Below are 26723 nucleotides of genomic sequence, written 5' to 3'. Positions count from 1 at the left end.
AATAGTTATTAAGAATGTAAAAATACTTTTTTGAAGGCGTTTTATTTCTTAAAATGATGTTAAAAGCCTTGCAAGAGAATAATTTTCAAATAATTGAATATTTTTAACTTTCATACTCGCAAAATCGTCATAAAAAAAGTATATTCATTTTTATCGATCTAAATATTCAATATGAATCGCTATATATGTATAGGTTTGCTATGTGTATGTCTATTTTCATGTTCTAAAAACGAAGAACAAAGCTTTACCAATAAAGACATTACACAAATTTTACAGCAAGCAGAACAAGCTATTTTACAACATCAAGGAATTGAAACAGATTCCATGATGAAACTTCGCATGGAGTATTACCATAAAGCACAAATGTTTAACGATTCTGTACACATGTATCGTTCACATTTTTATTTGGGTTCTTTTTACAAGAGTAGAGGAATTTATACTGATGCAATGACCGAATATGAAAAAGCATTGCAGCATATTTCTGCCGATAAAGACAGTGCACGCTATATTCAAACACAAATTGCTATCGCAACTACTGAAATTGAATTGGGCAATAAATACAAAGCTGCCGATATATTACTAGATACCTATAAAATTGCGCAACGTAATAATGATGTAGCTCAATTGCTTGATATTAGCGGTAATATGGGAATTCTTAGTTTGGAATTAAAAAAGTATAATGATGCCAAACAGAATTTTAAAGATGCCATTGCATTTGTAGAAAAAGAAGACTTAATTGAAGAAAATCCAGCAAATTATGTAGAGAATTATATCAATTATCACATGTTTGTGGCAAAAACATTTTACCAAGAAAGAAAGCACGATTCTGCAATGTTATACATTGATAAAGCCTTGGTTTCGGCAGATTATTATAAAGATGTAGAAGGGAAAGCATATTTGTATCAGTTAAAAGGTAAAACACAAACTGCACAACAACGTTTTGATGAGGCAAAAGCCAATTTACTAAAAGGGCAAGCGCTATTTGAAACCTTAAAAAATGAAAAACAGTTTTCTAAAATGCTGTTTTTACAAGCGGACAATTATGTAAAACAAGAAAACTATTCAGAAGCTAAATTATTATTAGATGATTTAGAACTACGTTATACAGATGAAAAAGTATTACTTGAAGATTATCATGAAACCTTATTGTTGAAAGCAGAACTGTATAAAAAGACAAAACAATTTGAGAAAGAATCAGAATATAGGCAGAAGTCTAAAACACTTCAAGATAGCATGAATGCTACAAATGGTGAAGAGAGTATTATTCAAAATGCGACACAATATGAAATTGAAAAAATAAAGAATCAATTTGAAGCACAACACCAAAAAGATGAAAAGAAATTTTATACGTTTTTAATTATTGCAATTTTAGTGATTACCACATTTGGTTTTTTGTTATTTAAGCAATTACAAAAAAGAAAAAATGTCAAAGAAGTTCTTCAAAATAAGCCTGATAAAAAAGAACCTCAAAATGCAATTAAAAGTGATAAAACAGTAGATGAAATTTTACAAAAACTCAAAAACTTAGAAACTCAAGAATTTTATTTAAATCCAAAATATAATTTATACGCAACTGCCAAGAAAATAGAAACAAACACTACATATTTATCTAATATTTTGAATACGTATGAAAAAATGACATTTACGGAATATTTGAATAATTTACGTATTCAATATACATTAAATAGATTAGATAGTGACAAGAAATTTCGTATGTATACAATTAAAGCAATTGCTAAAGAAGTAGGTTATAAGAGTCATGGATCATTTTCAAGAGCTTTTAAAGCGAAAACAGGAGAAAACCCTTCTACTTACTTGAAAAAAATTCGTTAAAAAGGTTGTTCAATTTATAAAATAGCAAGACTATTTCCTGTGATATATACTGTAGTTGTGTATATTGGTTTTATAACTTAAAAAACATACTCGGCATGAAAACAAAGCAAAGACTTTTAGCTCTCAAAAAAACACAAATTGCGAAAATAAATTCATTTAAAATTTTAGGAGGAAATCTTGATGCGCCAATTTCAACTATTGAATGCTTAAGTCAGAAATCGAGGACAATTAGTGGAAATCAAACTCAAACGTATACGAATGCAATTGATTGTGAAGGAGACGCAAATGCTTAAAATTAAAATATAGTAACTGACAACTAAATATTCTAAAAATTGTAAAGGCTTCATGTTTTACCGCATGAAGCCTTTTTTGTACCTAAAATTTGATATGTGAACTATATCTCTTCGTTACAAGTATATACTTGCGGGCATGCAATAATGAATCCACAAAAAGGATGTCCGGTAACACGTCCTGCACAATCGCATCCACATGATGAAGTATCAACTGGTAATCCAATTCCTCCACTAATGTTACGTTGTGCTTCTTTAGAAATAACTGAAGCTCCTTTAATGTTTAAAATGTTTTTCTTCATGGTATAGATAATTTAATTTAAAATTCCTTACTCTATTTTGGTTTTTCAGGTTCGACCAATAAATTGTATAAATTTAATTACAGAATTTATGAAAGAAAAGAAGTATATAACTCAATTTAAAAATTGAAACTGTTCATTTTATAAATTGAACAAGCAATTTTTTCTTGAAAAGGCTCTAAAACAGAAAGCTTCTGAATATCAGCGATATCAGAAGCCTTTTTCAAAATTACTTACGAAGTATATTAAATTTCTTGTGCGTCATCACAAGTATATACTTGTGGGCAAGCAAAAAACTGTTGGCAATAAAATGGTCCTGTTACACGTCCTGCACAGTCACATCCGCATCCAGCACCTCCGCCAGAAATAGGCCAGCTGATTCCTCCGTTAATTTGGCTTTGTTCATTTTTTGAAATAATTGAAGCTCCTTTAATGTTTAAAATGTTTTTTTTCATGGTATAGATAATTTAATTAAAAAATTCCTTACTCTATTTTGGCTTTTCAGGTTCGACCAATAACTTGTATAAATTTAACTACATAATTTATGAAAGAAAAGAAGTGAATGATTCAATTTATAAATTGAACAAGCTATTTTTCTTGAAAATACTCTAAAAAAAAGCTTCTGAACATCACCAATATCAGAAGCCTTTTTCAAATAACCTGCAAAACTATATTAAGAATCTTGCGCGTCATCACAAGTATATACTTGTGGACAAGCAAAAAGATCTTCACAATACTTTGGTCCTGTAACACGACCTGCACAGTCGCATCCGCATCTGAATCCTCCTGAACCTGGCCAACTGATTCCACCAGTAATTTGACTTTGTTCGCTTTTTGAAATAACAGCAGCTCCTTTAATGTTTAAAATGTTTTTTTTCATAATAAATATTTGTAGTTAGTAATTAAATATTTGCTTTTTGATTATTGTAAAATTATAACTCGAAAATGTCAGAATAAAACACTAGTCTTTCCGTTTTACAAAATGAACTGTTTGTTTTATAAATTGAGTAATATAAATAAGCCATTAAGAATCATGATAAGCCGCAAAAGTGAACTATATTTGCCAACTGAAAATGAACCGTGATTTTAGAAAACTACACTAAAGAATTTCGCTATAACTTAAAGCTTGCATCTCCAATTATATTGGGAATGCTAGGGCATACGTTTGTAAGTTTTGTGGATAATGCAATGGTGGGACAATTAGGAACTGCTGAGTTAGCAGCAGTTTCACTTGGAAATAGTTTTCTATTCATTGCCATGTCTATAGGAATAGGATTTTCTACAGCAATTACAACTTTAGTTGCTGAAGCAGATGCGGCAAATGATAAAGCAAAAGTAAAAGGCGCTTTAAAACACGGATTATTATTATGTACAGGAATTGGAGTTATAGTATTCTTAGGAGTATTACTTGCAAAACCACTAATGTACAGAATGGATCAGCCAGATGAAGTTGTGCATTTGGCAATGCCTTATTTAAACTTGGTAGCAGCTTCGTTAGTTCCACTAATAATATTTCAAGCTTTTAAACAATTTGCAGACGGTTTATCACAGACAAAATATGCTATGTGGGCAACATTGTTAGCAAATGTAGTCAACGTAGTTATCAATTACTTTTTAATTTTTGGAATCTGGATTTTCCCTAAATGGGGAATTATTGGTGCAGCCATAGGAACATTGGCTTCACGTGTGATTATGTTGGCGTTTATTTGGATATTATTACGTTATAAGAAAAAATTCAACCCGTATGTAACGAATTTCAATTTCAAAGAAATAAAAAAATCAGTACTTAAAAAAATTATAGATCTTGGTTTTCCATCATCATTACAAATGCTTTTTGAAGTTGCCATATTTACGGCAGCAATTTGGTTATCAGGTGTTTTAGGTAAAAACTCTCAAGCAGCAAACCAAATCGCATTAAATTTGTCATCTATGACTTTTATGGTGGCGATGGGATTAAGTGTTGCAGCAACCATTAGAGTAGGAAATCAGAAAGGATTAAAGCGTTTCCCTGACTTGCGTCGAATTGCTTTGTCATTGTTTCTTTTAGTTCTCATAATAGATGTTATCTTCGCAATCATGTTTATGGTTTTCAACAATTGGTTTCCAACTTTATATGTTGATGAAACTGATGTAAAAAACTATGTAGACAATCAAGAAGTAATCGCTATTGCAGCAAAACTATTATTAGTTTCTGCATTTTTCCAAATATCAGATGGTATTCAAGTAGTTGGATTGGGTGTTTTACGTGGATTACAAGATGTGAAAATTCCAACATTAATTACGTTTATTGCGTATTGGGTTGTAGGTTTTCCAACATCATATTTTTTAGGTTTATACACTTCATTAGAAAGTGCAGGAATATGGATTGGCTTATTAGTCGGATTAAGTGTTTCTGCAATATTATTGTATATTAGATTCAATTATTTATCAAAAAAACTCATTCGCAATAAAGCATAACATTACGCACATATGGAATTCCCAAAATTTTTATTAGGTGATAATACCGATTATCCCGACGCTATTTTTATCATACATACCGAATTTCCAAGATTCATCATCAATTTGGAAAATGATGAAGTAGAGTGGTTGGAAGAATTTGATAAAGAAGACGAAAAAGAATTAGCTTCTGAAGCTGAAAATTTAGTACAAGCAGCAAACGATTTTTATGACCGAGAATTATCAAGATATGATGACTAAATTACCAAAAACAATTTGTGCAATAGCGTTTCTAGGATTCGCTTTCACTTCATGTGAAATCCCAAAAGTTGAAAAAGTAGATACATTATCCAATGTGTACAAAGAACTTTCAACAACTACAAACGGACAAGTTGACTCATTAGTAAATGGAGTACTTGCAATTGAAGAACTTAAAGACTTTGACAACGCTCTTAAAGTAGTTTCAGTTACGTTAGAAGATGAAATGCAAGCTATTAGAGCTTTAATGAATGTTGCTATTGACGAAATTACATCTCCAGTTCCGTTAGCATTAGACAATAAAAACACCTTATTTCTTCACAGTAAAAATAACATGACAGCTTCTAGTTTTGCGCAAAGAGATACTACGCAATTCAAAACAGGTTATAAATTAGTTTTTGCTAATAAAGGTGAAAATTATGATGAATTACGCACACTTTGGAAACAAGTTGGAAACAAATACGAACCAATGTTCAAAAACGATTCCATAACACAAAAAATCAAAGACAGGATAGAAGCATCGTTTATTGGTAACTTAAAAACGTTACAAGACATTGAATATGTTGTATTAATAGATGACGTATTGTTAATTCCACCAGTAATTGATTATGAACAAGAAGGATATTCAAGTGGGTACGTAGTAAGTCATGTATATACCTATGAAGTAGAAACCTTTGAAAAAGTTGAACAAATGATGGTTATAGCATCCAATGGTGATCAAATTGAATACAGAACATATTCGGATAAGGTTTCAGCAAACACTACAATCATTAACAAAAAATTACGTGAAGATTTATTATCAGAACGTACAAGAGTAATGGATTCAATCTTTGATTTCTAATCAAATTTTATACATTCAAAACAACCGTTTTATGAAGAAAATTTACACCAATATCCTGTTAGGATGTGCTGTTATGTTACTTGTTTCCTGTGGACGTAATTATCCACCAAATGTAGATTCAAGAACAAATGTTTACAAACAATTATCTACTGCAAACAATGGAGAAGTTGATTCTTTAGTGAAAAAAGTACAGAACATTAAAGAAACATTAGATCATAACAAACCGTTAAAAATAGTACGAACTTCTGATGAAATGGATATTATTACGGCGTTTATTGAAGCTTCCATTGATGGAGAGCTCAATGCTGATTCGTTAGGAATGACAGCGGAAAACACAATCTTTTTATCTAGTAATGATAATGTTGGAAATGTAAATTTTAGTACAGAAGATTCTATTTTTGTAAAGAAAGGATATTATGAGCAATTTAGACGTTCAATAACTGGTTATAAATTCTCGGATGCTTCTGAAATATGGCGTGCTGCAAGTAATAATTACATCGTAGACGAAGCACGTATATATAATGATTCTATTACTGAAGAACGAAAAAAATCAGTAGAATTAGCGTTTGATGATAATTTACAAATCTTAAGAAATTTAAAATATGTAATTTTTGAAGAAGATGCTTTATTAATTCCGCCAGTAGTTGAAATAGAAAAAAAAGGATTTACAAGTGGTTATGTACTCACACATTTATATGCGTATGACATAGAAACACAAAAAAAAGTAGGGCAGACGATGTTAGTTTCTAGCAATACAGATGAAATAAGTTACACTTCTTTTTCAGAAGGAAGCAATATTTCTCAATTTGAAGGAAATATGATTACTGGACAATTAAGAATGAATCTTATAGGCCAAAAAGCTAAGATGATTGATTCTATATTCATCAAAAAACCTCAAGATTTATAAAAAAAGGAAGTATGATTGATCAATTAGTCAACTACGATACAGAATTATTTTTATTTTTAAATGGACTCGGAACACCAACTTGGGACGGTTTTTGGTTATTTATTACAAATAAATACTACGCAATACCGTTGTATGCTTTTTTATTAGTCTTAATTCTAAAAACACATAAGAAAAAAGAGATATTCTTTACGTTGTTATTAGTTGCTGTATTGATTACGATTACTGATCAAACGGCAAATCTATTTAAAAAGACTTTATTTTTACGTTTAAGACCTTGTCAAACAGACTTAATAGATTACATGCGTTTGGTAAAAGACGGTTGTGGAGGAAGATATGGATACTTTTCAGGGCATGCGTCTAATGCTATGGCACTGGCTACATTTATTGGACTTGTCTTAAGAAATCATTATAAATACCTCATTTTTATCATTCTATTTTGGGCAGCTTTAGTTGGCTATAGCCGAATATACATTGGTGTCCATTATCCAGGAGATGTTTTTACAGGAATGATTGTAGGAGGAATCTATGGTGGAATGATATTTAAATTTCGAGAATTCTTGATAAAGAAATATGCACAAAATTGAATCGTATGTAATTATGTGTAGTGTATTAAAAATATTATGAATTCAATAACTTCAACAATTGTTGTGCAGCGTTAAAAGGAGAAATAGTACTATTTTCAGTTGCATTTAAATAATTATCCAATACATTTTTTACATTTTCATTGTTGTAAAAATTATGTTTCAGACGTTCTTCAATAGTTTGTAGCAACCAAAAACGATTTTGTTGCTTTCTATGATTTTCAAAATAATCATTGGCTTTAGTGCTTTGTTGAAAATCTTCAATCATTTGCCAAACATCATCAATTCCTTGTTGTTTCAACGCGGAAGCTGTCACTACTTTAGGAAGCCATTCTGAAGCTTTTTGAGGATATAAGTGTAATGCACGCTTAAATTCGGTTCGTGCCATTTGCGCACGTTTTACGTTGTCACCATCGGCTTTATTAATTACAATTGCATCTGCCATTTCAATAATTCCGCGTTTAATTCCTTGCAATTCATCTCCAGCTCCAGCCAATTTCAACAACAAAAAGAAATCTACCATACTATGGACAGCGGTTTCACTTTGTCCAACACCAACAGTTTCAATAACAATAGTATCAAAACCACAAGCTTCACACAAAATGATTGTTTCACGAGTTTTTCTGGCAACGCCACCAAGCGAATCTCCAGAAGCTGACGGACGAATAAAAGCATTTTCATCCTTTACCAAATCTTCCATACGGGTTTTATCGCCTAAAATACTTCCGCTCGAAATAGAACTACTTGGGTCTACAGCTAATACAGCCACTTTTTTGCCAATTCCAGTTAAATATTTTCCAAATGCTTCAATAAACGTACTTTTTCCAACACCTGGAACGCCTGTAATTCCAATACGAATAGAATTATTTGCATGTGGCAAACACTTTTCTATAATTTCAGTAGCTTTTGCTAAATGTTTGGTGTTTTTACTTTCTATGAGTGTAATAGCTCTACTAAGCGCTACTTTATCATGATTCAAAATCCCTACAACCAATTCATCTACAGAAGGTTGCTTTCTTCTATTTTTCTTAATAGAAGCCACCGAAATTTTACTAATAAAATCTGGTTGTGAAATACCATCTTTTTCATGTAAAGCAGATGTATGTTTTGATTTTGAATTCAAAAGAAGTACAGTTTTAAATAATAAAACGAAATTACAATATATTTTTTGTTTTTACTTAAAAGAACTATTTTCAAACATTACTCTTATAATTTTCAAAATAATTTTCACAAAAATGAAACGCTCCAAAAATAGCGTCGTCTTTACAATAGAACACAAACAAAAAGAATGAGCCAACAGCATTTAGGAATCTTAAAAAAATGTATGCGAGGAAATCGGAAAGCACAGATGAAGCTCTACGATTTATACGCAGACGCTATGTATATAGTTACCTGTCGTTACATTTCTAATAGAGAAGACGCAAAAGATGTAATGCAAGAAGCGTTTTTGAAAGCGTTTACACGATTATCACAATATAAAGGAGAAGTTGCTTTTGGCGCTTGGTTAAAACGAATTATGATCAATCAATGTATTGATACCCTAAAAAAACGTTCGTTGGTGTATGAAGAAATAAACGATCAAACGATGACTATTGTTGATGAAGATAGTTCTTGGCATATTAACGAAAATGTTACAAAACAGGAAGTAACTCTAGCTATTGAAAATTTACCAACGAAATACAAATATGTAGTGCAATTGTATTTAATAGAAGGATACGATCATCAAGAAATTTCGGAAATACTAGAAATTCCCGTCAGAACCTCACGAACACAATTAATGAGAGGAAAAACAAAGTTAAAAAACAATTTAAATGATCTTTTAAAACATAAAATATCATGAAAAACATAAAAGATATATTAAACGAAAATGATGAAACTATGGAAACACCAATGTTACCTACAGGACATCGTAATGAATTTTTAGAAAAACTCTCAACTAGAGAAGGAATTACTTCTACAGAAAAAAAGTTTCACTATTGGAAAAGTATTGCTGCAGCATGTGTTTTACTATTGGGAATTGGAGCTTTTATATATTCAAATTCTTCCGGAGAAGAAGTGCAAGAATCTTCTTTGTTTGTAGAAATGAAATCTATTGAGAATCAATATTTACAGAATATTGCTAAAGAATGGGAGTCGTTTCAACTCACAGCAACGGATAAAAGCTTAGTAAAAAAGTACAAAGAACGCTTGGAAAACTTAGACGCGTCGTACCAAGAATTGAAACAAGAATTTTTAGTACAAAAAAATAGCTTGACAACACTTGAAAAAATGATTAAAAACTTGCAAATGCGTTTATCACTTTTGCAGGAAATTCAACAACATTTAAAACGTTTAGAAGATGAACAAAAAAATATATAGTCTCGTAATTTTATTGTTAATCAGTTCGCTTGGACTGGTGGCACAAACAAGAAAGAAATACCAAAAAACATTTTCAGTAGATAAAAAGACAAGTTTAATTTTTCAAACAAATAACATTGATGTCACCTTTAAAGTGTGGGATAGGGATGAAGTGAAAGTTGATTTTAGTGTTGATTTCAAAAACTATTCTGAAGAAGAAATAGGCGCTATTTCTAGTGGAATAGCGGTTGAAGCTAATATGAAGTTTAGTAGGAGAGATGCGAAATATTTACAAATTCAAAATACTTCACCAACTTCTATTGGAAGACTTTCATATCAAATTAAATCTGGAGAAATTCATGTAAATGATATACCCTGGCCGAAGGAAAAACGCAATCGTTACCGAAGTGTCAACGATATAAATAAAGAAGTTTCAAATGATTCTAAAGGGTTTGATGACATTGAAGGTTATGTTGTATTCAAGAATGATAGTATAGCTTTAAAAGACATTAAAAACACCAATCGAAAGGAAATACAAAGCATTCAAGGTTCTTATGTAATCTATGTACCAAAATACATGAAACTAGGTTTATCTGTATACAAAGCGAATATTAATTTTGAAGGCACATTTACAAGTTTGATTAGTGCTATATTTCTGGAAAGTAAAGTTCAAGCCACAGAATTACTTCATAAAAATAATGTGTTTAGTTTTACAAATGGAGCCTTTAAGGTAAAAAAGATTATCGGCGGAAACTTTTCATTTAAAAATGTAACTAGCGCTCTCATTGGTCAAATTGAGAATGCTGTTTTAGAAACTGAGTTTTCAAAGTTAGCTATTGGAGAGATAACTAAAAATGTTAAAATCAAAGACTTTAAAAGCAATTTCTTTATCTATAATTTAGGAGATGAGTTTGATTCAATTCTTATGACTTGTGAATATTCTGACATCAAAATGTATATTGATAAAACGCAGAAACATTATATGGAAGCTGTTGGAAACAATGCCGTTATGAACGATGACGGCATGAAAATTGTCATGCAACCCAATAGAGACGGAAAGAAACTAAAAATGTTCACACGAGGAGAAACTGACGAAAAAGCAAGAAAAAATACCTTCAAATTAGATCTTGTTCACGGTTTTGTAACCTTACTTTACAACAAATAAACTAACAAACTACAAAATGAAAAATATAACAATAGTGTTGATGCTTCTCGCATTGACCAGTACAACGTATGCACAATCTAACCTGAAAATAGGGGATAAAATACCAACTATTGAATTCAAAAACCTATTGAATTCAGAAGCTGTAACAGTTTCTTCTACAAATTTAAAAGGAAAAGTAATTGTTCTTGATTTTTGGGCAACTTGGTGCGGACCTTGTATTCCAGCCATGAAAAACTTGATCGATTTACAAGATGATTTTCCAAATGATATGCAAGTCATAGGTATCGCAGAAGACAAACCAGAACGTTTGCAACGTTTTATAGATAATACACCTTCAAAAGCTTGGTTTGCTTTGCAAACGAAGGAACTAGAAGAATTGTTTCCATATAAAATTTTATCACATGCAATTATCATCAATCCAAAAGGAGAAATTGTAGCAATTACTTCTACAGATAATATTACAAAAGATATAATACAAAAGGTAAAAGATGGAAAAACAATTTCGTTGCCATTTAAACAAGAAAACACAAAATTTGATTATGACGCTGATCCGTTTCCGCAAAAAAATACTGGTTTAAAACGAGTATTATTAAAAGGAGGAATAGAAGGTGTTGCTTCGTATTCTAAAGGGTATTTAAAAGATAAAACATACAATGGTAGACGTATAACTATTATAAATCAAACCGTTCCGAGTATGTATCGAAATTTATATCAAATGACGTATAACAGAACAGTTTTTAATATTGATGAAGAAAAATACAGCTATGAAAATCCTAAAAATAAATACTGTTTAGATATAATTACTGAAAAGGCAGATGGTAGTATGCATGAATTGGGGATTAAAAAATTAAACGAAACCTTTCCTGTAAAAGCCAAGTTAGAAAAGCAAAAAATCCCTGTATACGTGTTAAGTGTTATAGATAAAACAAAGCTGAAAAAGCTAGTTTCAACAGCTAAAGAGCGTAATTTTGAATATAGAGGATATGAATTTCATGCAAAAAAAATACCTATGAAAGAATTTGCAGCGTATATAGAAAATGAAACGCCTGTTCCTGTTGTTGATGAAACTGGTTTCTCAGCATTGTTAGATATTGATTTTGTATTTGACCCACAGAAAAAAGGTTCGTTTAAAGAAGAGCTTGCCAAATTAGGGTTGAAACTCTCTAAAGCTGAGCGTGAAGTAGAGCTATTGGTTATTTATGAATAGTTAAAACGCTTCATTTTAGTATTTTAAAATATAAAAAGAAACTGTCTAAAAAGTTTTTGATAATAACTACTTTTTAGACAGCTAAAAAATTATATTATTGAACCACAGAGTAATGTTTTGAAACATGGTTCACATGTCTCCAAATGACTTGCAGGACAATCTAATGTTTTTGGACATAGTTTAACTGTTTCAGGCCAGTCAGTTTTTCCACCTGTAAGTGTATTATTAGAAAAATTTGAAATTGCTTTTTTATTAAGCTGTAGTAATGTTAGATTCCTTTTTTTCATAATGTATGATTTTAATGATTTATGACACTAAATAAGAAAGAAATACTTGCTATAAAAAATTAAAGAACCTTTGATTATCGAATTAAAGGGATGAAGTTTATGACAATAAAAAAGCGAACATTTGTTCGCTTTTTTATTACATGTATTTGATATTTAGGAGCTTAGCAAACCTGCCATCTGCTACATCCTGGACCTTTGCTAAAACATGCATTATCAAAAGTACACATTGGATTATTTGATGGTCCACAATGAAATGTATTGCCCGTTCCTCCTTTTGTTTTGTTTACTGTAAAATTGCTTACAGTCTTCTTACGAATTACTAACTTACTTTTTGGAATTCTTTTTTTCATGATAAAAATTTTTATGGTTAATCTAAAATTAGTAGAATTTGTAATAAATAGCTTACGGTTTATCCATAGAATTTACATAGAAGTAATAAAAAGCAAATAAATCAAGAAAATATATGGATGATTATAATATGTAATCAAGCTTTGTAAAATCTAGCGTAAGCGAAAAAAGGAATAGAATATAAAAGAAATAAATGTGTCAATTGACACATTTATTTTAAATTTTTGTCACATTGTAATAATTCATGCGTATTTAGAAATGTATAGCAATAACCAAAACTAAAAAAGCTAACTAGTAAGTATGTCTCAAACTGAGCTCATCGAGAAGTGTAAGAGTAATGACAGGAAAGCACAACTGCATCTGTACAGGCAGTATTGTGAAGGAATGTTTATTGTTGCCAACCGATTCTTGAAACATACGCAAGATGCAGAAGATGCCATGCAAGAAGCATTCATTAATGCATTTCAAAAAATTGATCAATACACGGCTCAAGTAAGTTTTGGAGCTTGGTTAAAAAAGATTGTCATTAATAAGAGTTTAGACAAATTAAGAGCTAAACAACAACATTATATTACCATAGACGAAGCGCAGCTAGAAGTAGTTGCCGACGATAGTAATTGGGAAACTAGTGATACAACAACTTTAGAAGAAGTAAAAAAAGAAATTGAAAATCTGCCCGAAAAGTATAGAATTGTCATCATTCTATTTTTGTTAGAAGGATATGATCATCAAGAAATTTCGGAAATACTAAACATTTCTACAACTGCATCACGAACACAATTATTACGAGGGAAAAAAAAGTTACAACAAGCGTTAAAAAAAAGGAATAATGGGACAGGATATTAAAGATTTGTTGAAAAAAGAACAATTGCACATTCAAAATGGCTTATCAGACGGACATGAAGCTCGTTTTTTAGATCGATTGGATAGAGCATTGCCACAAACAGAAGAGAATATAGCTTTTAAAAAGACTCCATTTTCTATCTATAAAATTGCTGCAGCCGTAATTCTACTTATAAGTTTAGGCGGATTAGCATATCAACAATTACAATCAGATCCAGCGATACGAGGAAAAGAAGTTGTCACTAATGAGGCAAAGGAATCGCAAGATCCTTCTCTTAAGAGTTTAGGTGATATTTCTCCCGATTTGAAAAAGATTGAAGACTACTATTTAGCAAGCATTAATTATGAATTGACACAGGTAGAAGTTTCTGAAATTGGAAAACAGTTATTTGAAAGCTACATGGATAAACTTTCATTATTAAATGAAGAACAAAAAGTACTTCAAAACGAATTGACAGAAATTGGTCCTAATGAAGAAACTATTAATGCAATGATTGACAATCTACAATTTAGACTAAAATTGCTATACCAATTAAAGGAAAAATTAAACGAATTAAAAACATCAGAAAATGCCATATAGAAGAAATTATAGACAATGTTTACTGTTAGTAGCATTACTAGCCATCACATTTGGATATTCACAATCAAAAAAACGAACAAAAAAGGAAGTTTTTACTGTAAATAAAGACGTAACCTTAGAAATTAATACATCACATGCAGATGTAGAGTTTGATACTTGGAACAAAAATAAAATAGAAATTGAAGCTATTATTGAGGTAGAAGATGCTACTGAAGAAGAAATTGAAAAGTACTTTAAGAAATGGAATTTTAAAGCCATTGGAAACAGTGAAAAAGTAACGGTTACTTCAAAAGGAAGTCATTCTTTACTAGGGAATGGAGGGCAATTTGTGTTTGCAGATCCAGGAATGATAGAACAAATACAGACACCTATCTTAGCAAATATTCCTAATTTTCAGATTGAAGCTATTCCAGATTTGCCATTAATGGTGATTGAATCTATGGATGATATTAAGTTTGACTATGACGAATATAAAAAAGATGGTGAAGCTTATATGAAGAAATGGCAGAAGCAATGGAAAAATAACTTCGACGAAGAAAAGTTTAAAGAAGGAATGGAGAAGTGGCAAAAAAGTTTTGAAAAGCAACAAGATAAACTTATTGAGTTGCAAGGCCAAATTTTAGAAAAAGCTGAAAAACGAGAGAAAAAGGAAAAAACAGAAAAGAAAGAGAAAAAGGAGAAGCAAGAAAAAATAATGTTTTTAAATGGTACAGCTAAGGAATATCAAGAAAAGTTAGCACAAATAGAAGAGTTAGTAAAAATTTCTGGTGATGTAAAAAAATATAAATTAAAAGAATTGTTAAAAGAAAAAAATGAACTTTTAGAACTTCTAGAAGCAACAGAAAACGGACAATTTCTTAAGCTAAATGGAAATCTAAATTTTAATATTAATACCAATGATGATAATGTGTTTTTTATTTCTTCTGGTAATAAGCGTTTAAAAGTTAAGAAGACTATAAAAATTAAAATGCCTAAAAAAGCAAAATTAAAACTCAATGTTCGTCATGGAGAAGTAACAATTGCTTCTACAAGTGAAAATATGAATGCAAAGCTGTCTTACGCAGCTTTGTATGCTAATGTTATAGATGGTGCAAATACGACGATAGAATCGTCGTATGCGCCTATTCATGTTACTAAATGGAATAAAGGTTCGTTGAAAGTAAATTTTGTTGACAATGTAGATTTACAATTGGTAAAAGATATTAATTTGATGGCAAACTCATCTAAAATAAACGTTGGAACGCTAGGAGAGAAGGGAATTATTAGTGGAACTATAGGGAAATTATTAATTCATAATATCAGTGATTCGTTTCAAACCTTAGATATTATTTTAGAAAATACAGATGCACGTATTCAATTACCAGCAACTGCATTTAAGTTATATTATATAGGTTCAAATTCTCGTATTTCATATCCTGAAACAGTAGTTGGAACTGAAAATAAAACACAGTTTAATACAATTATTCGAGGATATCAAAACAATAATAATAGCAATAGAGAAATCAACATCAATGCAAAATACAGCGAAGTTGTGTTAAATAAAAAGTCTTAATTTATAGTTTGCAGCTTATAAAAATCTATTAAGACGTTAATAAAACTTTTAACTGAGCGTAGTCGAAGTTACGGTAAGTAAATTTTATTTTTTATCGCGTAAATCACGAGCCCGATTCTATTCTTAACACTTAGTTTTTCAAATAAGGCATCACGATATCCATCAATTGTTTTAGGACTCAAACACATTTGATCTGCAATTTGTTTATACGTCATTTCTGTACAAACCAACTTCATAAAAGCAATTTCATTTTCTTTTAATTTTGTACCAGAACTTCCTTTACCGTTCAATGAACCAATTAAAATATTCGTAACATGTTTTGAATGATAAAAACCATTTGTAGTCACTTCATTCAACGCCATTTCTAAGACGCTTTTTTCAACATCTTTCATTAAATATCCTTTGGCACCTGCACGTAACATTTGAATAATCGTACGTTCATCTTCTTCAATAGAAAGCCCTAAAACATCAATGTTTGGATAGTGTTCTGTAACCCAAGTAGTCGTTTCAATACCATTCATCAATGGCATATTAATATCCATTAATACAATATCTGGTTGACTGGAACTCTCTTCTAAACGCGTGATGAGTTCTTTCCCATTTTTGCATAAATAGTTTACCTTAAAACGATCAAACGAATCAACTAAACCACCAATGGCTTGTGATAATAATACATGATCTTCTACGATGGCAACAGAATAGGTTTTCAAAATGTTGTGGTTTTATTTAATGGTTGTTTAATTTTTAGATTCAATGTTTTTACACTGAACTTGTCGAAGTGCAATACTTTATCATCTGCGTTTAAAGATAATGAATAATCGTTAGTTTTGTTCCTTTTTCTAACTCAGATTCTAGCTCTATTTCGGCTCCGATAAGCTTCCCTCTACTTTTCATGTTTTGTAATCCAATACCTTTGTTTAGATTGTTATTAGATTTCTCAAAACCTTTTCCGTTGTCTTTTGCAATGATTGTCAGTACTTTATTTTCATACGCTAAGCTCACATCTAATTGTGACGCTTTTGCATGTTTGATGGTATTTGAAAAGAATTCTTGTAAAATTCGAAATAGAATGATTTCGGCTTTATCATCAATTATTTCTTCATCTCCGTTAATGGTAAGTGTAGCTTCGATAAAATTTAACCGATTAAAGCGTGCTACTTCCAAGCTCAACGCTTCGGGAAGCATAATATTTTTCAATGCATCCGGATTAATCAGTTTTGAAAGTGCGCGTAATTCAGTTAAGCTTTTGGAAATAGTATCACTGACTTCAGCAACATTTTCATTGGTATTATCAAGTTGATGCAGTTGTATTTTGGCAAGTGTAAGGAGTTGCCCGATATTGTCGTGCAACTCCCAACTTATATTTCTAAGTGTTTGTTCTCTAATTTCTATTTGTGTTTCAGCAATAGCGTTTTCAAACTCGCGCTTGGCTTGTTGTTTTTCCGCCAAAAGTTTATTTTTTCGCTTGATGAATACTGAAAAGAAAATTATTATAATAATAATTAAGACCAATAGAGTCAGCGTAGATATAACTATTGTAGTGTCAATATTTATTTTTTCTTCATGCATATAAAACCAATTGTAAATAAAAGATACATCATAATAGCTAAAATATTCTTCACAAAAAACAAAATGTATAATTCAGTTTCACTTATATAGTTATTTATCAGAACTCTTATTGGTATAGCAGCTACAAAGTAAACTAAAAGACCAGAACTTATCCAGAATAATAAATTCTTTTTTAAGTGTAATATCTCTTCAGAATTCAATATTTCTATAAAGTATAACATTATTGTTATTAACAATAAACTTGCAGCTATTATATATGATATACTTGAGTATTCCGTATAAAAATTTTCAAAAAAGATAACATTTATTATAAATGATAATAAGTAGAAAATAAAGAAATATTTAGTCCATTTCTTAAACTTTTCAGATTGTATAGATTTATAATATAATAGAAATAAGAAAGAAAAATTTATTAAATTATAAATGTTATAAAGAATAAGATTGTTACCATCAATATATGCTTTATATAGTGTTCCTAGTTGTTCATTTAAAAATGTATAAATTAGGATTAACAAAAAATATATTAAAAAAGAGTCTTTATACTTATTGATAAATATAATTCCTGTAAATATTGCCAACAATTCAAAATATTGAATTGAACTACCTAATAAGTTTACTAACTCTTGATCAATCATAATTAGATATATATAATATTAATTATCTTTTTTTCTTGGTGGAGGAGAAGCATTTCCTTCATTAAATGAAACACTTGTACCATCATCATCATTTTCTGGATTAGAACTTTTCTGAACTAATTTTTCATTAACTTCATAATTTAAATTTGAAATAGCAGCATTGTATCTCTTCTCTGGATAATATTCATCTACAAGTAATCTCTTGATGATTTTGTATTTTCCTGCATATGGCTTTTGTGGATCATCTGGAGCTATATAAAATGGTAAGTTTTTCATATTTCCATCTTTTTCGGATATGTCAACCTCTATTGTAGGTGTAAAGAAAACGGTTTGTTGATTAGAATAAAGATCATGTGTCTTATAGGCACCAAAATAAACTCGAATACCAGATATAGCTTTATTATTAGGATTTTTGGCTTGAATATTCTCAAGAAACTTCATATATTCCCTCATCTTTTCATATGAAAACCAAACAAATTGAGTATCAATAAAATCAGAATCATTGGTACTATTAACCATTATTTCATTAATTACAGGATAGCGTTCATTTTTATAATTTTCATGTAATGAAACTGCCTGCGCAACTGTTATAATACCATTTGGTGGATTTGGACTAGGATTAACATTAGGAGGCTCAGTATTTCCGCCACCAAATTTTTTACAAATAAAATAACCGATTGCAACACCTATTATAAGTGGTACAGTTAATTGTAGTAAATTTTCCATAAGGTTGTAGTTTTTGTTTATTTTTTGTTCGGTTAAAATTAGCCAAACTTTTTAGAATAAAAACTGGGATATGAAAATTGGGTGTTTTTCCCTTTTCATTAAAAGTGGTTAATGTAATAAATATAAGAAAAAAACTACAAATATTTTTTTTATAACTAAATATTTTAATAAGAATGTAGAAGATAAGCTATTTTGGAGACTTTCAAAATAGTAGGCTTGGAGGAATAAAACTATTTTTTTACAGGAGGAGGAGAAGCATTTCCCTCATTGAATATTAGGCTTTCACCTTCATTATCATTAGTTTCTTTTAGAGATAACTCAGTTTTTATAAAGTTTTTAAATTTTTCTCCTTTCGTATTTATAATTGATTGTTGTTGTGTACTTGCCGTTAAAAACACAGTTTGTGTATTTGACTTTAATTCTAAGTTTGGATCATTATTGTATACTCCAAAGAAAACATCAATTCCTGTAATGGCTAGGTTAGAGGTAGCTGATTTCTTTTTTAGATATGAAATATATCCTTTAATTTCCTGAAATGAATACCAAACTGCTTTTGTGTAATAGTCCTTTGTTACTTTGGCAGCAAAAGGAGTAATGTATTGACTTTCATAGTTGTTAAATAATTCAACAGCTTCATTGTAGGATAGATATCCATTTGGTGAAAGCATTATATTTTGATCATTTTTGGAACCTTTTTTTAGTTTTAAAGATTGATCAATGTGTTTAAATGTCAAAAACTCTCCGTTTTCAATCGTAAATGATTCTTGGTAATCTAAAGAAGCATTTCGTATAGATGGCATTAAAAAAGTAGTTCTTTTACCAGTAATATCAGCTCCAAATATAAAGTTTACACCTGTGATGGGAATGTTATTAGTTGTAGCAAGTTTTTCTAAATGTGCAATGTACTTAGTAATTGTTTCTAATTCAAAATGAATGGTTTTGTCTTCAAATGTAGTTTTCTCGGCCCTAATTTGAGAAAGTCTAGTAATGTGATCATTTTGAAAAAGTGTGGCTGCATCATAGTTGGAAATAATCTTTTCAGGAACTTCCAAAACAGTGTTTAACTGTTCTTCTTCGTCTGGATTTTTTGTCACGCAACTTAGGAAAAATGTAGTACACACAAGTCCTAAAGAAACAAATGACAACATTTTTTTCTTCATGGTTATAGTTTTTACGATAATTATTAAATGGTACTCAGTACAATTCCATTGTTTATGGAATTAATCAATTTGTAGTTTTGAGGGACATTTTTTTAAATTATTATGAATGATTTATAATAAAAAAACGTTTTGTGATGTAATTACAGGTTCAAAAGTAAGAAAAACTCAATGAGACTGAAGAGAAGTTGTATAACTGTCTGTTTTTTGTGTGTGATTGTCAATTTTGACTATTTCAAATATAAAAAATAACAATAGAGGCTATCTAAAAAATATTAAAATTGTCATTATGAGAAAGCGAATCAAGTTCGTTTTGACAATTTTTTACTTTTTGATAACCTCTTTTAAAATTAAATAAATTTAACCTTTAGGTGGAGGAGATAATTCACCGTCATTAAATGTCAAACTTCCATTTGTACTTTCGTCACTATCTTTAGCAAAGAAACCATCTTGTGTATAGCTTTGTAATGTTTCTCCTTTTACATTGATAATAGATTGTTTTCCTGTACTTGCTGATAAAAACAACGTTTGTGCATTCGATTTTAATTCCAAACTTGTGTCATTGTTATACACACCAAAGAATACATTAATTCCAGTGATAGCTAGTTTATGATCGTTGGATTTCTTCTTTAGATACTTGATATATCCTTTTATTTCTTCCAATGAATACCAAACCGCTTTTGTATAATATTCTTTAGTTACTTTGGCTGCAAACGGTTGAATATAGTTTGTTTGATAATTATTAAATAGGTGAGTGGCTTCATTAAAAGATAAATACCCATCTGTTGACAATATCAAATTTTCATCATTTTGAGAACTAACCTGTATTTTCAATTTAGTATTAATTTGTTTGAATGTTAAGAATTGTCCGTTTTCAATAGTAAACGATTCTTGATAATCCAATTCGGCATTTCGTGTAGATGGCATTAGAAACGTAGTTCTGTTGCCATTCGCATCAGCACCAAATACAAAACTAACACCAGTTACAGGAATATTTTTAGTAGTTGCTAAATTTTCTAAATGATTGATGTAGCTTTCTAATGTAGTCAATTCAAAATGAATTGCTTTGTCTTCAAAACGAGTATTTTCTTTTCCAATTTGTGACAAACGTGTTGTTTGATCGTTTTGAAATAATGTTGCTGCTTGTGCATTAGAAATTACTTTTGCAGGTGTTTCCAAAGCAGTTTCTAATTGTTGTTCTTCTGCTTGATTTTTTGTTTCACAACTTAGGAAAAACGTAGTACATACCAATCCTAAAGAAGCAAATGCGATGATTTTTTTCTTCATAATAATAAAATGTTTAATTCTTTAAATTTTTGAATAAACGCGTTTTGTATGTAATTACTTTGTAAAAGTAGGAAAAAGACTTTTATTTAACGAAGATTTTTTATAAGCGTAGTATGTTTTTTATAAGCGTTGAATTTTATCTTGATAATATTTCTAAAACATAAAAAAACCGACAATTCTTAATTCAGAATTAATGTGTTTCTTTTTTTAATAGTTCAGGGAATTTCTTTTGGAAACGCTTCAATCTAGGAATAGAAACTCCTCTAATATATGGATTGTTTGGATTATTTGCTTCATAGTCTTGATGATATGCTTCTGCATCATAAAAAGCAGTATATTTAGTAACTTCTGTTGTAATTGTTCCAGCGAATACTTTATCGGCTATAAGTTTCTTGATGTAGTTATCTACTATTTTTTTCTCTTTTACATCTTTATAAAAAATTGCCGAACGATATTGCCTACCAGCATCAGGACCTTGTCGATTTAATGTAGTAGGATCGTGCGAACCAAAAAATACTTTTACCAAAGTTTGATACGAAACTACTTTTGCATCGTAATATACTTTTACAGCTTCTGCATGATCGGTTCTTCCAGCGCTTACCAATTGGTAGTTAGCTGTTTCTGCTTTTCCTCCGGCATATCCGGAAACGACTTCTTTGACACCTTTTACACTTTCAAAAATTGCTTCAACGCACCAAAAGCATCCACTAGCAAAGTATGCAGTTTCATATTTATCTAATTGTTGTTGTGGTAATTTTTCTTTGTTTGCTGAATTTGAATTACAACTTAATGTAAAGAAGAATAATGTTAATATAGTTAATACGATTGATTTCATTTGTGATTTTTTAAGTAAGTCGACTCATAATTAAAAACTTACGAAAAAGAATTAGTTTATCCTTTTCCATGTCCTATTAGCGTTCCAATACTTTGATTAATTATAAAGATAATGAGCATTATACAAGCTACTATAACAATCGTTTTTAATCTAGTTTTAAACTCAATTTTTTCTTTCTTTTTTTGAGTTGTTAAGATACGAAACACTTCTATGATTTTTTCTTTATGAAAGTATAAAATCCCTAAAAGCATTAAAAAATATATAATAGCATTTACCAACGCGGCATATGCATCTAAAAATATGATATCAAATACAATGATATTTACTAAGATTGGAATTAAAATGATAACGCCAAGCAATCTTGTTTTTTTGAATAGTAAGCAGACAGCACCAATTAATTGTGAAACTCCAACGAATAAAATATAGCTAAATGAATGCCCCATAAATACCCATGCAAGATCAAAACTACTTACATCAACTATTGGAGTTGCTGCAACTTCTGCAGGAATCATACCTTTTCGATAGAATTGTCCGCCCATAATTTTACCAAAGCCATAAAGGCTTATAAATAAGAATACGTACCAGCGAAAAGAAATTTCTAAATAATCACGATATCTCATAAAAATTGATTTTAAATAGCAAAACGACTGCCAATTCGAGAATTAACAATCGTTTTGTCAGATTAACTAACTGTGTTTCTTGATGATGAAATGAAATTAATGCTCTTTTTCTACTAATTTTTTTGTTACAAAGAAACCAGTAAATAAGGAAATTCCACCAACTAAGAAAATTGTTCCTGGGTACGCAACTTCTTCAGGTAAATGAAATACGCTGTGCATCATGTTTCCAATGAAAATACCTAGTCCAATTCCCATCATTAAAACAGCAAAGTTTAGGACTAGTACTTTCCAAGTTGGAGTTAATGATTTTTTTGAATTGAAAAAGATAGATGCATCTGCACCTTTTTCTATAAGTGCTAAACGTTCTTTATTTCTTGATGAAATATACAAATAGTAGATTCCAAAAATTACTCCGAAAATTGCTGGCACTATAATTACTTCTGATCCCATAATAAATTATTTATTTGAATTTAGTTTTTATGTATTTGCCCATTATGACGAACCCTTTTTCGTTTTGGTTACAGAAAATTGTATTTTTTTTATTTTGAAAGTTTAATGATTTATTGAAAATGCTTGTAGTATTGAATACTGAGATACTAGTATTGATAGACTTTAAAAGATATTCTGAAGTTTTCGTAAAGCTGATTAATGAGTCAATAAAAAGTGAAACTTATAAGTATAATAGCTTATATTTTGAATTTATATGAAGAAAAAAATACTAGTAACTGAAGTTGAAGATGTACTTAGTCGAAAATGTATATATTATAATAATTGTTGAATTTAAAGTTTGGTTTCACCCAAATACTCAAATCAAATTTATTTTAATAAAAGTGTAACCGTTTTATAAAAGTGATCGTCTTAACTACAAATGACTCAAAAAACTGACCAAGATTATATTCTAGAGATTCGCTCTGGAAATGTGAATGCGTATGCTATGCTTGTAAATAAATACAAGGATATGATGTTTACATTGGCGTTACGTATGGTTGGAAATAGGGAAGATGCGGAAGAAGTTGCACAAGATACGTTTGTAAAAGCATATAAAGCATTGGATACTTTTAAAGGAACATCTAAATTTTCAACCTGGTTATATAGAATTGTGTACAATACAAGTTTGGATTGTATTAAAAAGAATAAAAGAGTCGTTTTATCAGAACATATTGATGAAATTCATGAGGCTGACATTGGTGTCATGCAAGATGCGATGAGTTATTTGGAAGCAAAAGAGAAGAAACAAACTATTGAAAATGCATTATTGCAATTACCAGAAGAAGAACGTGTGTTATTAACTTTGTTTTATTTTGAAGAATTATCATTAAAAGAAATCTCGGAAATTGTTAAGATATCCTATGATAATGTAAAAATAAAGTTACACCGGAGTAGAAAAAAACTATATCATATTTTAAAAAATGTCGTAGAACCTATATATTTGAGTCATGGAAGCAGAAAATAAAAAATTAGATCAGTTTACAAAGGAAGTCATTCAGGATGCTGGATTGGCAAGTCCTTCTGTAGATTTTTTAGCAAATGTAATGGCAGAAGTTTCCAAAGAAAAAACCGCTATTAAAGTCTATAAACCTTTAATAAACAAAGTTGGTTGGCTTATTATAGTTGCTTTATTTTTAATATTTTCTTTCGTGTTAACACGTTTTTCACTTGGTTTTTCTATTCTTGGCGATTGGGATTTATCAAGCTTGATGATTAAAAAACATGAAATGAAAATTGATATTCCTGTTACGTACGCCTATTGTTTCTTCTTTTTATTGGTATTTGTAATTATTCAAGTAAATATTATTAGTAAACGTTTTTCAAGAAGTTTAGAAAACTGATTTTGACTTCGAGAGTCTCAGTCTACGATTTATTTCATTCTAAATTTATGCAAAAAAATATCTGACAAACCCGAAAGTTTGCCAGATATAAAACTAGGTACTTAGAAAAAATTTATTGTTTAATAACTCTATTTATATATACGCTATCTTGTGTATCTCTAATTTTAACAATATAGATACCAGCTTGTAAGCTAGAAAGGTCTAATTGGTATTGATTTAGATCTTTTTGATTAATTGCTTTTGTATAAACCATTGAGCCACTAATATTATATACTTCAATTGCAGCGATGGAATGATCTTTAAGTCGAACGTTTAACAAATCTCGTGTTGGATTTGGATAGGCTTCAAAACTATTGACATTACTTGTAATACTAGCATCATCGTCTTCATATACGGTACTGTCTGTTTTATATCGAACAATTGGTCTATCTGTATTTTGCGCTACAGCACGATTTACAAAATTACCAGAACAACCTTCAATGTATGCTCTAAATTTTGAACCAGATAAAGCATCAAAACCTGCTTCTAATAATACTTCGTCTCCAGCATGATAAGTTGCTTCTGCTCCAGAAAAGATGCTATTATTTGCAGTAATCGTAAAATCAGCTTCTTTGTTATCAACTCCAGTAGTTACATCAGTAGCAACAGTAATGTTTGGTGGGCAACTGGCTGTTGCAATTCCAGTAACAATTAAAGAATAATTTTGACTGCTAGCAAGTGATCCTTTGTGCGTAATAGTAATTGTATATGTACCTGAAGCACCATTTACATCAACTCTTTCATACGGATCTACAGTATTATCTCCTGTTGTATTTGTTGTAATAGACGTTAGTTTGTAAGGATTATATGTTGTTCCTCCTTTAGTAATTCTAATATCTAGATCGTTTACCAATACTGGAGTTGTCAAATTTGCAGTTCCTGTATTTGCTGTTCCAGCAGGATCTGTCCACGAAATAGAAGCTATTAAAGGATTTACACCATCAGATGTTACTGTAGTTGAGTATACAGCACCAGATGTTAATGTATTTTCTTCAATAATGGAACTTGTAGATGCGTCCGTAATAACTTCGGCAGCTCTTTTTGTATTCATAAGTCCCCATCCAAAAATAACATCTGGTCCAGATGCTCCTGCATCATCGGCAGTATGAAGTGCAAGTCCTTTTAATGTAGCAGCTTTCATGAAGTTTGGATTCAAGTTTTTATAATGTTGCTGTAATAAAAGTAAAGAACCTGTTACACTTGGTGTTGCCATTGAAGTTCCTGAAATAGAGTTGTAGGCTGTGTTACTATTATCATAAGTAGAGTATACGCTTACACCGTTTCCAGCAATATCAGGTTTTATTCTAAGGTCGTCTGTTGGACCTTGGCTACTAAAACTAGCAATGCTAACACTAATTAAATCTCCATTAGTATTTACATTAGCATCATTAGTAGCGGCAACTACCAAACCATTTTTGGCAGCAGCTCTTGGACCTAGTTTATCATAAGTAGAATTTCCATTTAATGGATTTCCGTTATATGAATTATTAACGCCATCATTTCCTGCCGCTTTTACCATTAGATAGAAAGGTGCATTATACATAATATTATCCCAATTTCTAGAAGTCGTTGTATATGCTCCAAACTGCCAATCTGGTAAAAATGCTGGATGCGCTCCATATGAATGATTAGAAAGTAACATTCCATTTCCAGCTGCAGCGCTAGCTTCTGATAGATCACTGTTCCAGTCGTTTGTAATAGCGTTAGATTGGTTTGCCATTCCTTTTGCAGCAGGTACAACTCCTGCAGCAGCAATGGTACCTGTAACATGTGTGGAGTGAAAACTATTTCCATTTAAAGGAATAACTCCATCGCCAACCATTACTCTAGAACCATATTCTTGATGTGAAGTTCTAACTGGACCTCCATCCCAAACATATGCTGTCATGCTTTGTCCATTTAAATTTAATCCAAGGCTTCCGCCAGAATTAAGATGGTTTGCACGACTTGATTTAGACGCATTTACATTACTCGTTTTATAATATATAGGTGTTCTATCTCGTGTCATTCCCATGAGTTCACTTATAGAACCATCTTCATTTTCAATAAAAATTTCCCATCCTTGTTGTCTAGCATAATCTAGTACATTTCTTTTCTGTTCTTCAAATTCACTTTCATATTGTGCTTGAAGCATATTCAGTTCTTGAATATTCGATTTTTCTTTTATAATCTCTATTTCTTCACGTGTTTGTCCAAAGACAGTAACAAAAGCAAATAGAAACAATAAAATTGTTATTTTGATATGTTTCATAATTTAATATG

General features: G+C 30.4%; 31 protein-coding genes. 16 read left to right on the top strand and 15 right to left on the bottom strand.

Annotation, left to right across the window (positions count from 1 at the left end):
• The first annotated feature begins 171 nt into the window (after positions 1-171).
• Positions 172-1833 (top strand): helix-turn-helix domain-containing protein, encoded by a 1662-nt coding sequence (locus tag Q0828_RS13325; RefSeq protein ID WP_298421713.1) that lies wholly within the window; start codon positions 172-174, stop codon positions 1831-1833.
• A 95-nt stretch (positions 1834-1928) separates the two neighbouring features.
• Positions 1929-2126, top strand: a complete 198-nt coding sequence (locus Q0828_RS13320) for a hypothetical protein (protein ID WP_298421710.1) — start codon at positions 1929-1931, stop codon at positions 2124-2126.
• Positions 2127-2227: 101 nt separating this feature from the next.
• Here Q0828_RS13320 and Q0828_RS13315 read toward each other — a convergent pair whose 3' ends face one another.
• The 3 genes from Q0828_RS13315 to Q0828_RS13305 all read right to left on the bottom strand — a co-directional run bounded on the left by Q0828_RS13315 (position 2228) and on the right by Q0828_RS13305 (position 3302).
• Positions 2228-2425, bottom strand: a complete 198-nt coding sequence (locus tag Q0828_RS13315) for a hypothetical protein (RefSeq protein WP_298421706.1) — start codon at positions 2423-2425, stop codon at positions 2228-2230.
• A gap of 242 nt (positions 2426-2667) precedes the next feature.
• The gene (locus Q0828_RS13310) at positions 2668-2877 is read right to left on the bottom strand and encodes a hypothetical protein (RefSeq protein ID WP_298421703.1); all 210 of its coding nucleotides are present in this window, start codon (positions 2875-2877) and stop codon (positions 2668-2670) included.
• Positions 2878-3095: 218 nt separating this feature from the next.
• The gene (locus tag Q0828_RS13305; RefSeq protein ID WP_298421700.1) at positions 3096-3302 is read right to left on the bottom strand and encodes a hypothetical protein; all 207 of its coding nucleotides are present in this window, start codon (positions 3300-3302) and stop codon (positions 3096-3098) included.
• 200 nt (positions 3303-3502) lie between these two features.
• Between Q0828_RS13305 and Q0828_RS13300 the strand changes: the two genes are divergently transcribed.
• The 5 genes from Q0828_RS13300 to Q0828_RS13280 are packed head-to-tail and all read left to right on the top strand — an operon-like array spanning position 3503 to position 7448.
• The gene (locus Q0828_RS13300; RefSeq protein WP_298421697.1) at positions 3503-4879 is read left to right on the top strand and encodes an MATE family efflux transporter; all 1377 of its coding nucleotides are present in this window, start codon (positions 3503-3505) and stop codon (positions 4877-4879) included.
• 12 nt (positions 4880-4891) lie between these two features.
• Positions 4892-5119 carry a hypothetical protein gene (locus Q0828_RS13295; RefSeq protein WP_298421694.1) on the top strand — a complete coding sequence of 76 codons (228 nt, stop codon included), beginning with the start codon at positions 4892-4894 and terminating at the stop codon, positions 5117-5119.
• A complete protein-coding gene (locus tag Q0828_RS13290) occupies positions 5088-5957 on the top strand; it encodes a hypothetical protein (protein WP_298421692.1) in 870 nt (289 codons plus the stop codon). Before Q0828_RS13295 ends, Q0828_RS13290 begins: the two co-directional genes overlap by 32 nt.
• A 31-nt stretch (positions 5958-5988) precedes the next feature.
• Positions 5989-6864: a hypothetical protein gene (locus tag Q0828_RS13285; RefSeq protein ID WP_298421689.1), complete on the top strand. Its 876-nt coding sequence runs from the start codon at positions 5989-5991 to the stop codon at positions 6862-6864.
• An 11-nt stretch (positions 6865-6875) separates the two neighbouring features.
• Positions 6876-7448, top strand: coding sequence for a phosphatase PAP2 family protein (locus Q0828_RS13280; protein ID WP_298421686.1), 573 nt, complete (start codon positions 6876-6878; stop codon positions 7446-7448).
• A gap of 34 nt (positions 7449-7482) precedes the next feature.
• On the opposite strand, the gene meaB is transcribed toward Q0828_RS13280, so the two are convergent.
• Positions 7483-8568, bottom strand: a complete 1086-nt coding sequence (gene meaB / locus Q0828_RS13275; protein ID WP_298421683.1) for a methylmalonyl Co-A mutase-associated GTPase MeaB — start codon at positions 8566-8568, stop codon at positions 7483-7485.
• Between the two features lie 165 nt (positions 8569-8733).
• Between meaB and Q0828_RS13270 the strand changes: the two genes are divergently transcribed.
• From Q0828_RS13270 to Q0828_RS13255, 4 genes are read left to right on the top strand one after another with little or no spacing between them, the layout of a single operon-like run.
• The gene (locus Q0828_RS13270; protein WP_298421680.1) at positions 8734-9285 is read left to right on the top strand and encodes an RNA polymerase sigma factor; all 552 of its coding nucleotides are present in this window, start codon (positions 8734-8736) and stop codon (positions 9283-9285) included.
• A complete protein-coding gene (locus Q0828_RS13265) occupies positions 9282-9803 on the top strand; it encodes a hypothetical protein (RefSeq protein ID WP_298421677.1) in 522 nt (173 codons plus the stop codon). The genes Q0828_RS13270 and Q0828_RS13265 overlap by 4 nt, the downstream gene beginning before the upstream one ends.
• Positions 9784-10947 (top strand): hypothetical protein, encoded by a 1164-nt coding sequence (locus tag Q0828_RS13260; RefSeq protein WP_298421675.1) that lies wholly within the window; start codon positions 9784-9786, stop codon positions 10945-10947. Before Q0828_RS13265 ends, Q0828_RS13260 begins: the two co-directional genes overlap by 20 nt.
• A 16-nt stretch (positions 10948-10963) precedes the next feature.
• Positions 10964-12154, top strand: coding sequence for a redoxin domain-containing protein (locus tag Q0828_RS13255; RefSeq protein WP_298421673.1), 1191 nt, complete (start codon positions 10964-10966; stop codon positions 12152-12154).
• 89 nt (positions 12155-12243) lie between these two features.
• Here the strand turns inward: Q0828_RS13255 and Q0828_RS13250 are convergent, their stop codons facing one another.
• Positions 12244-12441 (bottom strand): hypothetical protein, encoded by a 198-nt coding sequence (locus tag Q0828_RS13250; RefSeq protein ID WP_298421670.1) that lies wholly within the window; start codon positions 12439-12441, stop codon positions 12244-12246.
• Between the two features lie 161 nt (positions 12442-12602).
• Positions 12603-12791, bottom strand: a complete 189-nt coding sequence (locus Q0828_RS13245) for a hypothetical protein (protein WP_298421667.1) — start codon at positions 12789-12791, stop codon at positions 12603-12605.
• A gap of 298 nt (positions 12792-13089) precedes the next feature.
• On the opposite strand from Q0828_RS13245, the gene Q0828_RS13240 reads away from it, so the two are divergent.
• The 3 genes from Q0828_RS13240 to Q0828_RS13230 are packed head-to-tail and all read left to right on the top strand — an operon-like array spanning position 13090 to position 15764.
• Positions 13090-13635 (top strand): sigma-70 family RNA polymerase sigma factor, encoded by a 546-nt coding sequence (locus Q0828_RS13240; protein ID WP_298421664.1) that lies wholly within the window; start codon positions 13090-13092, stop codon positions 13633-13635.
• A complete protein-coding gene (locus Q0828_RS13235) occupies positions 13619-14212 on the top strand; it encodes a hypothetical protein (RefSeq protein WP_298421661.1) in 594 nt (197 codons plus the stop codon). The genes Q0828_RS13240 and Q0828_RS13235 overlap by 17 nt, the downstream gene beginning before the upstream one ends.
• Positions 14202-15764 carry a hypothetical protein gene (locus Q0828_RS13230; RefSeq protein WP_298421658.1) on the top strand — a complete coding sequence of 521 codons (1563 nt, stop codon included), beginning with the start codon at positions 14202-14204 and terminating at the stop codon, positions 15762-15764. Before Q0828_RS13235 ends, Q0828_RS13230 begins: the two co-directional genes overlap by 11 nt.
• A gap of 68 nt (positions 15765-15832) precedes the next feature.
• On the opposite strand, the gene Q0828_RS13225 is transcribed toward Q0828_RS13230, so the two are convergent.
• The 8 genes from Q0828_RS13225 to Q0828_RS13190 all read right to left on the bottom strand — a co-directional run bounded on the left by Q0828_RS13225 (position 15833) and on the right by Q0828_RS13190 (position 23043).
• Positions 15833-16474 carry a response regulator transcription factor gene (locus Q0828_RS13225; RefSeq protein WP_298421656.1) on the bottom strand — a complete coding sequence of 214 codons (642 nt, stop codon included), beginning with the start codon at positions 16472-16474 and terminating at the stop codon, positions 15833-15835.
• Between the two features lie 91 nt (positions 16475-16565).
• Positions 16566-17213: an ATP-binding protein gene (locus tag Q0828_RS13220; RefSeq protein WP_298421653.1), complete on the bottom strand. Its 648-nt coding sequence runs from the start codon at positions 17211-17213 to the stop codon at positions 16566-16568.
• 773 nt (positions 17214-17986) lie between these two features.
• Positions 17987-18694 (bottom strand): hypothetical protein, encoded by a 708-nt coding sequence (locus Q0828_RS13215; protein ID WP_298421649.1) that lies wholly within the window; start codon positions 18692-18694, stop codon positions 17987-17989.
• Between the two features lie 230 nt (positions 18695-18924).
• Positions 18925-19854: a hypothetical protein gene (locus tag Q0828_RS13210; protein WP_298421646.1), complete on the bottom strand. Its 930-nt coding sequence runs from the start codon at positions 19852-19854 to the stop codon at positions 18925-18927.
• 357 nt (positions 19855-20211) lie between these two features.
• Positions 20212-21138 (bottom strand): hypothetical protein, encoded by a 927-nt coding sequence (locus Q0828_RS13205; RefSeq protein ID WP_298421644.1) that lies wholly within the window; start codon positions 21136-21138, stop codon positions 20212-20214.
• Between the two features lie 190 nt (positions 21139-21328).
• Entirely contained in the window at positions 21329-21973 is a 645-nt protein-coding gene (gene msrA / locus Q0828_RS13200) for a peptide-methionine (S)-S-oxide reductase MsrA (RefSeq protein WP_298421641.1), read from the bottom strand.
• A gap of 56 nt (positions 21974-22029) precedes the next feature.
• A complete protein-coding gene (locus tag Q0828_RS13195; protein WP_298421636.1) occupies positions 22030-22593 on the bottom strand; it encodes a hypothetical protein in 564 nt (187 codons plus the stop codon).
• 96 nt (positions 22594-22689) lie between these two features.
• Positions 22690-23043, bottom strand: coding sequence for a DUF6249 domain-containing protein (locus tag Q0828_RS13190; protein ID WP_298421633.1), 354 nt, complete (start codon positions 23041-23043; stop codon positions 22690-22692).
• 418 nt (positions 23044-23461) lie between these two features.
• Between Q0828_RS13190 and Q0828_RS13185 the strand changes: the two genes are divergently transcribed.
• Both Q0828_RS13185 and Q0828_RS13180 read left to right on the top strand, forming a co-directional pair.
• On the top strand, positions 23462-24046 hold the full coding sequence (locus Q0828_RS13185) for a sigma-70 family RNA polymerase sigma factor (protein ID WP_298421631.1): 585 nt from the start codon (positions 23462-23464) through the stop codon (positions 24044-24046).
• A complete protein-coding gene (locus tag Q0828_RS13180; RefSeq protein ID WP_298421629.1) occupies positions 24030-24422 on the top strand; it encodes a hypothetical protein in 393 nt (130 codons plus the stop codon). The genes Q0828_RS13185 and Q0828_RS13180 overlap by 17 nt, the downstream gene beginning before the upstream one ends.
• A 112-nt stretch (positions 24423-24534) precedes the next feature.
• Here the strand turns inward: Q0828_RS13180 and Q0828_RS13175 are convergent, their stop codons facing one another.
• Positions 24535-26712: a S8 family serine peptidase gene (locus Q0828_RS13175; RefSeq protein WP_298421626.1), complete on the bottom strand. Its 2178-nt coding sequence runs from the start codon at positions 26710-26712 to the stop codon at positions 24535-24537.
• Positions 26713-26723: the final 11 nt, after the last annotated feature.

Source organism: uncultured Kordia sp. (assembly GCF_947496985.1).
Classification (GTDB): Bacteria; Bacteroidota; Bacteroidia; order Flavobacteriales; family Flavobacteriaceae; genus Kordia.
This window is presented reverse-complemented; position numbering and strand designations above follow the sequence as displayed.

Excerpts from the sequence above, each read along its gene's own strand:
- Q0828_RS13285 (WP_298421689.1), top strand. The coding sequence starts at position 5,989 with ATGAAGAAAATTTACACCAATATCCTGTTAGGATGTGCTGTTATGTTA.
- Q0828_RS13245 (WP_298421667.1), bottom strand. The coding sequence starts at position 12,791 with ATGAAAAAAAGAATTCCAAAAAGTAAGTTAGTAATTCGTAAGAAGACT.
- Q0828_RS13305 (WP_298421700.1), bottom strand. The coding sequence starts at position 3,302 with ATGAAAAAAAACATTTTAAACATTAAAGGAGCTGCTGTTATTTCAAAA.
- Q0828_RS13260 (WP_298421675.1), top strand. The coding sequence starts at position 9,784 with ATGAACAAAAAAATATATAGTCTCGTAATTTTATTGTTAATCAGTTCG.
- Q0828_RS13205 (WP_298421644.1), bottom strand. The coding sequence starts at position 21,138 with ATGAAGAAAAAAATCATCGCATTTGCTTCTTTAGGATTGGTATGTACT.
- Q0828_RS13320 (WP_298421710.1), top strand. The coding sequence starts at position 1,929 with ATGAAAACAAAGCAAAGACTTTTAGCTCTCAAAAAAACACAAATTGCG.
- Q0828_RS13255 (WP_298421673.1), top strand. The coding sequence starts at position 10,964 with ATGAAAAATATAACAATAGTGTTGATGCTTCTCGCATTGACCAGTACA.
- Q0828_RS13175 (WP_298421626.1), bottom strand. The coding sequence starts at position 26,712 with ATGAAACATATCAAAATAACAATTTTATTGTTTCTATTTGCTTTTGTT.
- Q0828_RS13185 (WP_298421631.1), top strand. The coding sequence starts at position 23,462 with ATGACTCAAAAAACTGACCAAGATTATATTCTAGAGATTCGCTCTGGA.
- Q0828_RS13210 (WP_298421646.1), bottom strand. The coding sequence starts at position 19,854 with ATGAAGAAAAAAATGTTGTCATTTGTTTCTTTAGGACTTGTGTGTACT.
- Q0828_RS13310 (WP_298421703.1), bottom strand. The coding sequence starts at position 2,877 with ATGAAAAAAAACATTTTAAACATTAAAGGAGCTTCAATTATTTCAAAA.
- Q0828_RS13265 (WP_298421677.1), top strand. The coding sequence starts at position 9,282 with ATGAAAAACATAAAAGATATATTAAACGAAAATGATGAAACTATGGAA.
- Q0828_RS13230 (WP_298421658.1), top strand. The coding sequence starts at position 14,202 with ATGCCATATAGAAGAAATTATAGACAATGTTTACTGTTAGTAGCATTA.
- Q0828_RS13195 (WP_298421636.1), bottom strand. The coding sequence starts at position 22,593 with ATGAGATATCGTGATTATTTAGAAATTTCTTTTCGCTGGTACGTATTC.
- Q0828_RS13315 (WP_298421706.1), bottom strand. The coding sequence starts at position 2,425 with ATGAAGAAAAACATTTTAAACATTAAAGGAGCTTCAGTTATTTCTAAA.
- Q0828_RS13290 (WP_298421692.1), top strand. The coding sequence starts at position 5,088 with ATGACCGAGAATTATCAAGATATGATGACTAAATTACCAAAAACAATT.
- Q0828_RS13240 (WP_298421664.1), top strand. The coding sequence starts at position 13,090 with ATGTCTCAAACTGAGCTCATCGAGAAGTGTAAGAGTAATGACAGGAAA.
- msrA (WP_298421641.1), bottom strand. The coding sequence starts at position 21,973 with ATGAAATCAATCGTATTAACTATATTAACATTATTCTTCTTTACATTA.
- Q0828_RS13295 (WP_298421694.1), top strand. The coding sequence starts at position 4,892 with ATGGAATTCCCAAAATTTTTATTAGGTGATAATACCGATTATCCCGAC.
- Q0828_RS13250 (WP_298421670.1), bottom strand. The coding sequence starts at position 12,441 with ATGAAAAAAAGGAATCTAACATTACTACAGCTTAATAAAAAAGCAATT.
- Q0828_RS13270 (WP_298421680.1), top strand. The coding sequence starts at position 8,734 with ATGAGCCAACAGCATTTAGGAATCTTAAAAAAATGTATGCGAGGAAAT.
- Q0828_RS13280 (WP_298421686.1), top strand. The coding sequence starts at position 6,876 with ATGATTGATCAATTAGTCAACTACGATACAGAATTATTTTTATTTTTA.
- Q0828_RS13235 (WP_298421661.1), top strand. The coding sequence starts at position 13,619 with ATGGGACAGGATATTAAAGATTTGTTGAAAAAAGAACAATTGCACATT.
- Q0828_RS13190 (WP_298421633.1), bottom strand. The coding sequence starts at position 23,043 with ATGGGATCAGAAGTAATTATAGTGCCAGCAATTTTCGGAGTAATTTTT.
- Q0828_RS13180 (WP_298421629.1), top strand. The coding sequence starts at position 24,030 with ATGGAAGCAGAAAATAAAAAATTAGATCAGTTTACAAAGGAAGTCATT.
- Q0828_RS13215 (WP_298421649.1), bottom strand. The coding sequence starts at position 18,694 with ATGGAAAATTTACTACAATTAACTGTACCACTTATAATAGGTGTTGCA.
- Q0828_RS13325 (WP_298421713.1), top strand. The coding sequence starts at position 172 with ATGAATCGCTATATATGTATAGGTTTGCTATGTGTATGTCTATTTTCA.